General features: G+C 57.6%; 4 protein-coding genes and 2 pseudogenes. 3 read left to right on the top strand and 3 right to left on the bottom strand.

Annotation, left to right across the window (positions count from 1 at the left end):
• Positions 1–33: 33 nt before the first annotated feature.
• Together BK662_RS11105 and BK662_RS11100 are read left to right on the top strand one after the other, a co-directional pair.
• Positions 34–534 (top strand): CS1 type fimbrial major subunit, encoded by a 501-nt coding sequence (locus tag BK662_RS11105; protein WP_123358077.1) that lies wholly within the window; start codon positions 34–36, stop codon positions 532–534.
• 46 nt (positions 535–580) lie between these two features.
• Positions 581–1795: a hypothetical protein gene (locus tag BK662_RS11100; RefSeq protein WP_123358076.1), complete on the top strand. Its 1215-nt coding sequence runs from the start codon at positions 581–583 to the stop codon at positions 1793–1795.
• Positions 1796–1857: 62 nt separating this feature from the next.
• On the opposite strand, the gene BK662_RS11095 is transcribed toward BK662_RS11100, so the two are convergent.
• From BK662_RS11095 to BK662_RS11085, 3 genes and pseudogenes are all read right to left on the bottom strand, one after another.
• On the bottom strand, positions 1858–6984 hold the full coding sequence (locus BK662_RS11095; protein ID WP_123358075.1) for an NEL-type E3 ubiquitin ligase domain-containing protein: 5127 nt from the start codon (positions 6982–6984) through the stop codon (positions 1858–1860).
• A gap of 155 nt (positions 6985–7139) precedes the next feature.
• Positions 7140–10277, bottom strand: a complete 3138-nt coding sequence (locus BK662_RS11090; protein WP_123358074.1) for a transglycosylase domain-containing protein — start codon at positions 10275–10277, stop codon at positions 7140–7142.
• 297 nt (positions 10278–10574) lie between these two features.
• Positions 10575–11028, bottom strand: a pseudogene (locus BK662_RS11085) (REP-associated tyrosine transposase).
• A gap of 613 nt (positions 11029–11641) precedes the next feature.
• Here BK662_RS11085 and BK662_RS11080 point away from each other — a divergent pair.
• Positions 11642–13062 (top strand): annotated as a pseudogene (locus BK662_RS11080) (amino acid permease).
• The last annotated feature ends 101 nt before the right edge of the window (positions 13063–13163 follow it).

Below are 13163 nucleotides of genomic sequence, written 5' to 3'. Positions count from 1 at the left end.
CGGCTGCCTCCATTGACGCGGTAGGTAACGAGTATGAACAAGCAATGCGTCGTCGTCGTACTGATGGCAATCACCGGGCTGATGAGCACCCTCGGTTGGGCCGCTCGCGAAGAACACACATTCGAAGTGTCGCTGACGGTCCCGAGTCGGGCGTTTTATATCATTCCGACCGAACCGGGCTGGATCCACCGGCCCCAGAAACTGGCTTGGGACTACCCCACATCATCCTTGGGTAGCTTGCGCAAGAATTTCGATGTGCGACATGACACCAGCGCGATTGAAGCGCGTCTGGAAAGCGCGCCCTACCTGTCAAACGGCAGGCCGGACGATGACATTGTGTTGCGGGTCCGTTTCAACGGCGTCGAGCTGAGTTCCGAGCCCAGCCCGCGAGAGGTGGTGTCCAGGGCTGAAGCCTCGGCGGGAAAACGGGTTTTGCTGGAAATAGAGCCTGTGAAGCCGGTCGGCGGCTATCGGGCAGGGGAGTATGCGGGCAACGTGATGGTGCTGTTCAACGCGAGGGCACCTGGGGAATGAAGACCGATAGCGTCACTTCCATGAGCACCAGGCGAGAGTTGAAGTCATGAAAAATTTTTGTTGGACACTGGGCGTGCTGGCGGCGCTGTGCGTGCCGTCGGTGGAGGCGATGAATCGGGAAATCCGTGCATTGTTCCAGCCGGATCCGGCGCAGCCGAACAAGAACGAGTTTATCAACAAGACGCCTAACAGCGGTTACTGCGTTAACTACCCGAGCGAATGCGCCGATAACCGGATGTTCAGTATCCGGGTTCCGATTCAATTCCAGTCCTTTCGTGCTATCAGGCCCGGTGAAGGTGTGGCAGTGAAAGTGCCGGCCAACTGGCGGAAACTGACCGTTACCCATCAGGATACGCAGGAAACGGAAACCGTCGAAGTTCGCATCATCGGCATTGGTTCCAGGTATATGTTGTCCGACTCCGCGGCAAATCTGGTCGGGGTGACCGATCTCCTTGAAGGCCATCAGAAGTTATGGTCCGGCGGCAGTTGGGTCTATGCACCGTCGCCTTGTCTGTACAGCGGCATTGGAGGATACACCCCGGCAAACTATACTTTTTTCTGGAAGGCGCCAGTGGAAGCCGCATGTACCAAGCTTGCCCAATACACCATCCCGAGCATGACACTGGACCACCTGGATTTTGCCTATGAGCTGCGAACCCCGAACCCCTTGGGCATGTCGTCCGGGCTTTATAACGGGAGTTTGTCTTATTTCGTTGGGCCAGGTGGTGACTTCAGCATGGGGCCGATGATGACGCCGGATGATTACCTGCTCACGCTCGATTTCGTGCTGGATGTGCAACATACCCTCAAGGTTGACTTGCCACCCGGTGGAAGCAAGGTGGCGCTGGAACCCGAAGGCGGTTGGCAGCGCTGGATCGAGAGTGGTCGCAAGCCGAGCCGTATCTACCGCGACCAACTGTTTTACATGTCGGCGTCATCGCGCTTCAGAGTCATGTTGCGGTGCAATGTGGCGGGCGGGGACACATGCTCTTTGTGGAATCCCGATTATACAAAACGCGCCGTCGTGCAAACGAAACTCAGCCTGCCCCCAGGGATTGACGGCCACAACGGGCCGGTCAAGGAACTTGTGCTGAGGCCCAACAGCTGGCTGGGACCCTTCCAGCCTGGATTTTATGTGGATCGAAAAGCGGGTTCGCTGCGTTTCGAGATGACCCAGGACTCCATCGACTTCCTGTTCCGTCCCGGTTTCAGTGACACATTCAGCGGCAACATCACCGTTATCTGGGACTCGGAAGTTTGAGCGTCCGAGGCCTGCGAATAGTCCCTGAAAGCGGCGCGAGCGCCAGCTTTCAGGGAGCACTGTTAAATGCCGGCTCTTACCATCGCTTCACGGGTCAGCTTTCTGGCCAACGCCTTGCGTTCATAGTTCAACTCCGACAGCAGCCGCTCATACAACTGCTGGCTCTTTTCTTCATCGATAAAAACGTCGGCCTCGGCAATGTTCAGCTGCCGGGCCAGTTTTTCCAGCGTTCGTTTGCGCGAGGCCTTTTCCCTGGAATCTTCGGCGTTCGCCCAGTCTTTCTGGGCGATGTGTAGATCTTCGACCCGTTCTTGTTTCGACTCGAAAAGGCGATCATTCGCCTCGAACCTGGCTGGGTGAGTGTCCTTCAAGTATTTTTCCCAGAAGGGATTTTCGAAGGGATCAATCATCCCGTTAACCAATCCGTCGCCTTGTTCCATCCCGATAACCGTATCGTAGGCGGCGTCGATCATTTTCTGATCCACCCGGGATGTGCGCTGGTACAGCATGCCTTCGGACTGCCAGGGTAATTCCAACTGCTCGGCCAGCCCCGTCTCATAGGCCAAATGCACTTCCACTTCATCCGGGGCGTCATAGTCCGGTTCGCTACGGCTTTTCTCAAGCTGGGAACGAATTTCGACTCTGGCAATCTCCCCGACCTGTTCCAGACGTGCAGCACTTTTGGCCAGTTTGACCAGGTTGTTTTCAAGGTCCTGTGCAGACGTCGACTCTGCGCGCGCCTTCGATACCAGCACTCTGATTCCCATGTTGTTGAACAGCTGTGAGCCGGCATCCGCGCAGGTCTCGGGGTGACTGGCCTGTTTGAACAGCTCCTCGCGCAAATCGCTGTCTATGGCGATGGCATCGATCATCTGCCAGACCCGCCTGGCAAGCTGTGCGCGCGAGCGAGGGTTACGATAGTCCGCACTGTCTCTCTGTTTGCGGATGACTTTGAAAAAATCGGCGGACTCGGGTTCCGAGGCCACGTCGTGCCAAGACTCTTCCCTGTACGTACCGACCCCCGCCGAGGGGCTATACATTTGCGAATCGTCCGGTAACGCCCTCCAATAGGTTATTTCGTCAGAGGCAACCTTTGCATAGGCTTGTTGAGGCGCAAAACCGACGGACTGGCGGTAATGTTCAAGACGGATGCGATTGCTATCGGAAAGCTTTACGGTGTCGAGACGCGTGCGCGCCACGATGAACGCATGATCGGAGCCAGGCACCACCTCAGGGAGGGTTGTGATCGGACTGCCGCGCAGATCAAGATAAAAACCGCGAGGGCGATGTTTCGCATTAATCCCATCCTTGAAAAGCCGTTCCGGCCAGGCGTTGATACCGGTTCTTCTCAAACTCAGTATTTTCAATCTGGGCATGCGTCCGACATCCAGCGGCTGCATCAGCGGATTGCCGTCCAGCCTCAGCGTTTCCAGGCGCGTGAGATCTCTTAACTGCCCGGCTGAGTCAGGCGTCAATCGGATGCTGTTGTTGGTCAGCCGCAAGGTTTCAAGATATCGCATCTTGCCGATACCGTGCGGTAGCTGGGTCAGTTCGCTATAGCGTGCGCTCAAGTGCCGAACGTTGGAAAAATCGCTTAACAGGCCATCCGCATCGGCAGAAAAACGCGCATTGTCCAGAGTCAGCACGGTCACCTGATCAAGGTATTTTTTGATGTCGGGTAACTTGCGCAGAGCCATCCACCAACGATCCAGATTCGACCCCATGAGCTCGAACGACAGATTCAGCGTATAGCCGCCTTGCGGGTGGACACTGCGTTCACCAAAGGCTTCGCTTCTGCGTTCAAAGCATTGAAGAAGCCGGTCGTAGATGTGCCGCCCGCCTTGGTAGTGGAAGTCTTGAAGGGTATTGTAGGATTCCGGTACGTCCGTGCTGTCGTTGATGGGAAGCTGATCCTGACGCCACTTTTCCAACGTTCCACGCAAGGCTTCGAGTTCGTCCTGGAGAAGGTCAATAGCCTTGTCGGGATCACCTTTGGCGCGCAACCCTTCGACGAAGGACTGCACCTGCTGTTCGCTCAGTACCGGATACAGGTTTGCGACCCTGTCGTGCGCAGTCTTTGCTCCTTTGGACAGCGTCGGGCCACGTACCAGGTTGACGGTTTCAAGGTCGGCCACCGGGCGAATGGGACGCTGTGCCAGCAATGTCCGGCGTTCGGCAGGGGATTGGCTTTTTGCCATGACCCACAGTTTGAACTGTCGGCCTTGACTGGGCAGGTAGCCCAATGTCGCGCGCTTGTTTTCGGGCAGGGCACGCAGAATCGACGTATAGAAGTCGGCGGCTTCGTAGAGTTCTCTGTCAGCTCCATCAAGCACCTCGTACTGTCCGAATTCATTCCTGACCAGTCGCCGAACCGTCGATGCATCCTCCGGGCCTGCGCTGCAGCGCAGCGTGCCGTCACGGGTACCGTCACGCACCTCGATACGCAGGTCGCCAAAGCTGTCGGTATGAAGTTTCACTGTATTAAGCGCCAGCCGTTCGGTATCAGGTATCAACAGTTCCTCGTGATAAAAACCATCGTAGGCTCGAGCGATGCCGGCTTCGAAATTGAATTCGCGCGCCTGGGTTTTAATGCGCAGGGGCAAGCGGTTTTCATCCGCCATTCGTTGACGCTCGGCAGCTTTGGCATCAGCGATAACTGTTTCAGTCAGCGCAAGTGGCATGTTCGGAAACGATCGTCTCAGCAAGCGGACCTCTGCCTTGTTTGACCGTTCTCTCGTCTGGTAGACGTATCTGGAGACCTCGCCTTTGCGGGCGTCGACAGCATCCGCCAATTGCTCGCGCAATGCCTGAGTACGACCTGCAACCGGAACATCACGACCCAACAGTGCGCCGAGCTCCGTCTCGCTCAGAAAATCCACGACTCGCTCGGGCAGTTGGCCGGACGTGACCTCGATGAGTCCCACGTTCAACGTATCGGCGTCCGTGGCAACGGCATTTCCGTACTGGCGCGACGGTCCGCTCAGGTCGGCATTTTCATACACCTTCAACGCTCGTTTGGCCGGCCAACCGGGTAGCCCTGTCACCATCGGTTCCAACCAGACCGACATCGGATCGATCGGTTTTCCGCTACGGACATTCGCACCCGCTGTATTGACATCCTCATGGGCGCTGAAGCGCTTGATCGTGTCGGCCAGCACCGGTGGTGGCGCAGCATTGTCGACATACATCCGGCGTAGGGCGTCTTCCTCCGTGCCGCTACTGATGCGGATCTGCTCACGTTCGGTCGGTGAAAATCGCTCAACGCTGTGCCCGAGTCGACGCATCAATATTTCACCTTCCCAGTCGCCCGGGTTCTCCCCTTCGTGGACCCACGCGCCATGACCGTTATGTTCCACTTTGGGGGCGTAGGCGTTTGGGCGAGTTGGATGTTTGATACGGTGCGTCGTGGAACCTGGCTCCGTTGAGGCTTTGTCGACGCGGTAGAGCTTTCCTTCCAGCGGCAGGAGGTCCTGCCCGGAATGTCGATGCAGGCCGTGGTCGTCGGGCTTCGAATCAGCCGACAGGCGCAGGTTTTTTCGGGCGTAGGGTTCAAGGTCTGGATGCCACAGCGTTTGTTTGCCATTGGCCAGTGTGACCGGCTTCATGCCATCGACCACTGGCGACAATTTGACCCGCAATGCGTGGGCAATTTCAGCGCCCACCCCGAGCGCCGCGAGTTGAATGACATCCGTCACCACGCTGACCACATGTCTGGCGGCTTCTACCCCGAGGCCTTCAGCCAGATCGACGACGCCCTCAATGACGTCATTGGTCAATTGGTACGCGGTATAGGCCATCATCAGCTCACCCAGCCCCGGGACGAACGGCGCGGCGACTAACAGGGCGACGTTGAAAATATCCGAAACGATTTTCTTGAAGTTGTCCCACCAAGCCCAACGCTGTTGGGTATCCGTATCGGCGGTGGACACGGCGATGACACGTGCATCGTTGAGGATCTTGTTGAGTTTTTGCTGGTAGGCGCTTTCCCAATAATCCCTTTGAACGGGTAGGCGCTCGAATTGCAGATAAGGGCGGGAGCGGGGTTCTTTGCGCCATGCCGGACGCTGATCGGTCGGGTCGTTGTTCGTATGGTGTATGACCTCAAACAGACGTTCCTCCAGCTCTGCAAAAAAGTGCCCACGCTCCTGGTGATCGACATACTGGCTGAAGAACTGGCGGTAACTGTGCTGCGTCGACGGGCTGACGTTATCTTCGCGCAACTGTCGCGCCAATTCGGTCATGAACGCGTCTGGAGACTTGTATTCCTTTAACGGGTGATCAGGGTCATGCGGGACATACACAACAATTCGGCCAATACCTTTGCTGTCCGGTTCCGTGGGCGTGATCAGCATGATGCCGCTCAAACCTGTTCCCATCATGCAGAGGCCCCCGCAGCCCATGGCTTGTCCATCGAGCAGCAGCTCGGTTTCGCCTTCAATCAGCGCCAGCAACAACGCGTAAGCGTCTTCCTGAATATTGCCGGTCATCAATGCCAGCTGCGCGGCGACACTGAGCGCGTCTTTCTGGCTCGCAGTGACTCTGATTTCCAGTAGCGCTTTCGATACGGGCTCAGTGGGAAGCAAATAGGTTTCAAGGTGTTCCTGGTAACGCGCGCCGATATCCAGTTCCCGGCAAAGTTGCTGGAATTGCTTGATGCTCATTGTGGATTTGATCGGCAAGACATCGAAGTGTCCGTGCGCGTCAGGGCGGGTAATGTAATCCGAAGTGACATCGGCCTCTTCGCTCGTCGCGAAGTTATGCAGGGCGGCATCGAGCAGCGAGACGGTTCGGGAAGTGAAGCCTTTCAGGACATCGATCGTGTACCAGGGCAAGTCTTTGGGCATGTACAGACGCAGGCAGGTCGTCTTGACGTCATGCCCGATGCCGTATTGCTCTTTCAGTTTTTGCTGCAGCAGCGGGGCAGCAAACGAATAGACGTCTTGCAGGTCTTTCAGATGTTTATCGATCTGGTTCTGCGAGGTCCACGCTGTGAGGTTGGCGGCCTTGAGTTCGGCGTGCTGGGCGTCGGTGGCCGTGGCGTACCAGGGTTCTGGCTTCAAACCGGTGCCAGCCAACGCCAGGCCGCGGCTGACGGTCGCGGTTTTGAACGGTTGGCTGAGGGTGTTCTTGATGAACTCGTAGTGCCGGCCCTTATAGGTGTTATCGGCGGACACGGAGGTGTCATACATGGCAATCATCCTTGATTGATTTAAGAATGATCAGCCTACGGGTGAGTGCTCAAAAAAAAAGTCGAATCATCGGTGCTCAATCGGTGGTTTTCGCCGGCAAACCGTCGAATATTCAAATCTGAAAAATAACTAAATACCACCCGCTGTGATGTGCATCAGTGTTGCGATATGGATTGGACTGCCGCCACAGTCGTACCTTCCACCGGGTGGCATTGAGACGTGCTGCCGGGTTGCAGATACGGCGTCAGTATCGGCGCCATGCCCTTGAGCACCTGCACCGGCAATGCCGATGTGAATTTGAAGGTTTCGGCAGAGCGCCCGGGCACGAAAGCGGTCATGGTGCCGAAGTGAGTATTGCCGATGAAGAACACGAAGGTGGCGGTGCGGTTGATCGATTTCGAGCTGAGAATCCGCCCGCCCGACCCAACGGCTTCAATGCGGTTGTCCCCGGTGCCCGTTTTGCCGCCCATCGCCAACGGTTTGCCATCCGGCGTTACAAAACTGCCGGACACACGTTTGGCCGTGCCAGCATCCACCACCTGTGACAAGGCTTCGCGCATGGCGGTGGCGACTTCGGATGGCATGACCCGTTTGCCAACGTCCGGATCATTGATCAGTTTGGTTTCATACGGTGTATTTTCCGCAAAGTGCAGACTGTCGATACGCAGCGTCGGCATGCGTATACCGTCATTGAGGATGGTACCGATCAGTTCCGCCAACGCCGCCGGACGGTCGCCGGAACTGCCGATGGCGGTAGCCAGTGAGGGCACCAGGTGATCGAACGGATAACCGACTTTTTGCCAGCGCTGGTGAATGTCGAGGAACGCTTCGATCTCCAGCATGGTGCGGATCCGGCTGTCGCGGGCGCCCTTGTGGCGGCTTTTGAACAGCCAGCTGTAAACTTCCTGACGTTCGAACTGGCTGGCTTTGACGATCTGGCTGAACTTGGCGTCCGGGTTGTTCAACAGATAGCCGATCAGCCACAGATCCAGCGGGTGAACCTTGGCGATGAAGCCCTGATCCGGCAGGTCGTAGCTGCCTGGGCCGTAGCTGAGGTAGAGGCGTTCGAGGCGCTCGTCGGTCAGTTTTTCATTGAGCTTGACGCCTTTGAGGTGCGAGCGCACGAAGGTGTTGAAGCTTTCCTGGTCGGCTTGGGGAAATAAATAACGATGCACGGCGGACATGCGAATCGGCGTCGGGCGCATGCCGTCGAGAAAGGTCTCGAGCCGCGCCTGCGTGTCCTTGTTGCGGTATTTCTTCCAGAACTTCAGCAGGAACGAAGTGCCTTCGCGGTCGGCGAACTGAGCCAGGTATTCCTGACGGCGTGGGTCGTGGTCGTCCTTGAGTAATTCGGCACTGCTGTTAGGGCCCGAATAGGTGCTGTAGCGCACCAGGTCGCGCATCAGCCGAATGAACGGCAGGTTGATCGACTCCCGCAGGGCATCGCGCAGGGTGGGCATGCGGCCGTTGTCTTCCTTGCGGAAGTTGACGAATGTATGCAGTCCGCCACCGGTGAAGAAGGCTTCGCCGGGGCTGGCGGAGTATTTGCGATCCAGCGCGGCACCGAGCATTTTCGGCAGGTCGCGGTCGGTGTTCTGAATCAGGTAATCGACGGCCCAACGGCTCAGGCGATCCTGGTCCGGGATGTCGACTTTTTTCAGTTCGGGGACGGTCATTGCCCCGTATTTGTCGTGCAGCTCGGCGATGATCTGCAAGTAGGTGGTGAGCACGCGCATTTTTGCCGTGGAGCCCAGTTCCAGCTTGCTGCCTTCATTGATGTCGAACGGCTGGTCGGTGCTGTCGGTCTGCACCCGAACCCGCGAGCCGTCCGGGGTCAGTTCGAACAGGGTGAAGCTGTAGCGCACCTGCGTGGTGCTGGTGGGTGTGAGCAGGCGTTCGCCGATCAGGCCGATTTGCGCTGCATAGGTTGGGTCCGCCAGATGCTTGAGATAGGCGGTGGCCTGGCTTTGCAGTTCGCCTTGCAGGGTGCTGGTGGCGGACAGGTCGAGGCGGTCGAGGTCATACAGCGGACGGTTGAGCAAACCACCCAGACGGCTGCGCGCCACACTGATGCCTTTATTGGTTTCTATCGGCTGAATGGTGGGCTGGGTGGCCCAGTCGCGGTAAGTCACTTGGCTGGCCAATGCCGCCGCCGCGAGTGGCGCATCAATCACGCCATTTTGTGCCAGCAGGCGAATGTGGCTATCGGTGAGGCTGGCCAGTTCATCACGGCCCTTGGTCAAATAATGGGAAGGGCGACGCTGAGCGATCATGAGTGACAACATTTCACGTAGGGCCAGGCCTTTTTCCGACAGGCTTTTCGGATCCGTGTCGGGGCTGGCCAGCCGTTCATTGGCCTTGTTGAAATCGGCGCCATACCAGACGCGCAAACCTTCGGCCATGCCATGTACTTCACCGTGGCCCGGTACCGCCGACAGCGGAACACTATTGAGGTAGTCACGAACTACATTTTGCCGGGCCTGGAGAGTCTCCGGCCCCGCCTGGTAGGCCCGCACGCTGGCGGAAATCATTTGCCGGATCTTTTCCGCGCCGGACATCGTCAAGCCATCAGGCGAGTGTCGATATTTCTCCAGCTGCGTTGCCAGCGTACTGCCGCCCGCCGACTGACCGGGCAGGCGCAACAACTTGGCCACCTGGGACCACGCCGCCATGCCGAACCGTGGCCAGTCCACGGCGGGGTTGGCCAGGGGCTGGCGGGGATCGAGCAGAAAGCGGTTTTCGATGAACAGCAAGCTGTTGACCACTACCGGAGGGATCGCCGCAAAGCTCGAATAGAGTTGTTGTGGATATTTGAACTGGTACAGCGGTGCCGCGCGGCAATCGGTGATCGACAGCCCGGCCTGGATTTTCTCTGCATAGGGCACGAAAAAGCCCTTGTCGCTGTACTTCATCAGCGCCGGGGAAAAGCGGGTTTGTGCTGACACCACGTAATTGCGCTTGAGCAGGCGCGGTAGAAATTCATCCAGGGCGCTGTAACCCAAGCGCTGATCGAACGGGCCTGCGCCAGGATAGCGAATCGCATCGCTGGGGCCGGGCTGCAGCTCGTACTTCAGCGAGGCGGCATATTTGCTGATTTCCCGGGCCTGAAACTTGGAGGTGCGCATTTCCTTGGCCGCGGCGAGGCCCAGGACAATCAGGATAATCAGCAGCAACAACCAGAACGCCCCCCAGCCGTGTCGGGAACGACGGGGTTTCTCAGGTAAAGGCGCTTCATCCACACGTTCAGTCGGAACCACAGTTTTACTCGAATCGGTTTGCCACAAAGCGCCCATAGTCGACTGATCCATTCACGCAGATTGATCGGACTTGTTTGAAGCTTAGACGGTGGTTGGCGTTGGTGAAAAAATTGTGAATAACCAAATATCGGGTACGCATCATTCCTTGTGGCTTGTGTGGCTTGTGTGGCTTGTGTGGCTTGTGTGGTCTGTGACCTGTGGCGAGGGAGCTTGCTCCCGCTGGGCTGCGAAGCGGCCCCAATCCTTACCATCACGGTTTGTCTGATTGATACCATTCGCCGGTTCTGCGACTGCTGCGCAGCCGAACGGGAGCAAGCTCCCTCGCCACAAGGTTCAAAGCCAGCAGGCATCCCACAGCGGGTAATCGCCAATTTTTTCCACCAATCCTGCCCGTAACGGATTGGCAACAATGTAACGAGCAAAAGGCAGAAGCTCTTCGCCATCGCGTATTGCCCGATCGTGATAGCCGGTCTGCCAGAAAGCCCCTTCATTGCTTGACGCTCGGTTGATGGTGAGGGTGCGACTTGGTGGCTTGCATGAGTTGAGCCAGGGAGTGTTGTTCGAGTTGTACCAACCAATGGAAGTGATCTGGCATGACGACCCAAGCTATTGAGTTGACCCACTTTTGGTCGTGGGCTCGCTTGAACTCGGCGACTAACAGGCGCCCCAACCGCCAATCAGTGAATATTTGGCGGCGTTGATGCACAACCGCAGTGATGAGATAGGCCCGCCCCTGTTCTGAACAGCGTCCATGGCGTAGCAAATGGGAATTGGGATGTGGATGCATTCCTTGCGTCCTTTTGTAGTGATCCTCATTTGACCTTAGCTCCCTATTTATTCAGCTGAAGCTGCAACTTCTGACTGAAATTTCCGAAATCCATGAAGGATCCAGGCGCTTTTGTGGCGAGGGAGCTTGCTCCCGCTGGGCGGCGAAGCGGCCCCACTCCCTGCAATCGTGATCTGCCAGATAAAACTGGTGTGTTGGGGTTGCGACTGCTGCGCAGCCGAGCGGGAGCAAGCTCCCTCGCCACAGGGGGGGCGTCTGTAACGGCCGAGCTAGATGCATCAAAGAGGTCAATGCTGCCTAGGTAGAGGCATGACGATGCCCTATTGCCGTGCAATGCCCGGCGCCGTTTCGGCGGTGAATAATCCTACGAAAGCCAGTTAATGCCACTCCGAAAACCGGGCTTTTGCCGAGAGTTATGGCTGAATGTTGTGGTTTATAGAGTGAAAAACCCTGCTTGAAGCTTTTTATACTGCATACCCGCTGATCTTGCAGGTTTTGGTCCTGCAAGACGTGTCTGCCCATGAAGCAGGCCCGGTTTCGCAGAAGCGCTGGCATATCGGTCGGTGCTTCGACACTCGGTGGTCACATCCAATAACAAGACGAGGTTGTACCTATGCCAGTCGGCAATCACCTGCCTCACGGCGAGACCGCTCAGGGCGGCCCGCTTAAACGCGAACTCGGCGAACGGCATATTCGGTTGATGGCGCTCGGTGCCTGTATCGGCGTCGGCCTGTTCCTGGGTTCGGCCAAGGCCATCGAAATGGCCGGCCCGGCCATCATGCTCTCCTACATCATTGGCGGTCTGGCGATCCTGGTGATCATGCGCGCCCTCGGCGAGATGGCCGTTCACAACCCGGTCGCCGGCTCGTTCAGCCGTTATGCGCAAGACTACCTCGGCCCATTGGCAGGCTTTCTGACCGGCTGGAACTACTGGTTCCTGTGGCTGGTGACCTGCGTCGCTGAAATCACCGCGGTGGCGGTGTACATGGGCGTCTGGTTCCCCGACGTGCCGCGCTGGATCTGGGCACTGGCGGCGTTGATAAGCATGGGCTCGATCAACTTGATCGCAGTGAAAGCTTTCGGTGAGTTCGAATTCTGGTTCGCCCTGATCAAGATCGTCACCATCATTGCGATGGTGGTCGGCGGCATCGGCGTGATCGCATTCGGTTTCGGTAACGACGGTGTGGCGCTGGGGATTTCCAATCTCTGGGCCCACGGCGGCTTCATGCCCAATGGCGTGCAAGGCGTGTTGATGTCTCTGCAAATGGTGATGTTCGCTTACCTCGGCGTCGAGATGATCGGCCTGACCGCCGGTGAAGCCAAGAACCCGCAGAAGACCATCCCCAATGCGATCGGCTCGGTGTTCTGGCGGATTCTGCTGTTCTACGTCGGCGCGCTGTTCGTGATCCTGTCGATCTACCCGTGGAACGAAATCGGCACCCAGGGCAGCCCGTTCGTGATGACCTTCGAGCGTCTGGGCATCAAGACTGCCGCCGGCATCATCAACTTCGTGGTGATTACCGCTGCGCTGTCGTCCTGCAACGGCGGCATCTTCAGCACCGGGCGCATGCTCTACAGCCTGGCGCAGAACGGCCAGGCCCCGGCCGGTTTCGCCAAGACCTCGAACAACGGCGTGCCCCGCCGTGCGCTGCTGCTGTCGATCGGTGCCTTGCTGCTGGGCGTGTTGCTTAACTATCTGGTGCCGGAGAAGGTCTTCGTCTGGGTCACCGCGATTGCCACCTTCGGCGCGATCTGGACCTGGGTGATGATCCTGCTGGCACAGCTCAAGTTCCGCAAAGGCCTGAGCGCAGTGAACGTGCCGGCCTGAAATACCGCATGTGGCTGTACCCGGTCAGCTCTTACCTGGCGCTGGCCTTTTTGGTGCTGGTGGTCGGCCTGATGGCGTACTTCCCGGACACTCGCGTGGCACTGTACGTCGGGCCTGCTTTCCTGGTGCTGCTGACGGTGTTGTTCTACGTGTTCAAGCTGCAACCGACCAATGTGTCGCAAGGTGCGGTGCGTTCGGCTTCGTAAGTCGTAACGCCAGAAACGCAAAGGCCCCGGTCTGGATGATCGGGGCTTTTGCGTTATGGAAGATCAAAAGATCGCAGCCTTCGGCAGCTCCTACGGGAGAG

It is taken from the genome of Pseudomonas frederiksbergensis, from assembly GCF_003732275.1.
Classification (GTDB): Bacteria; Pseudomonadota; Gammaproteobacteria; order Pseudomonadales; family Pseudomonadaceae; genus Aquipseudomonas; species Aquipseudomonas frederiksbergensis_H.
Note: the sequence above shows the minus strand (reverse complement) of the source record. Positions and strands in the feature narration are given on the sequence as shown.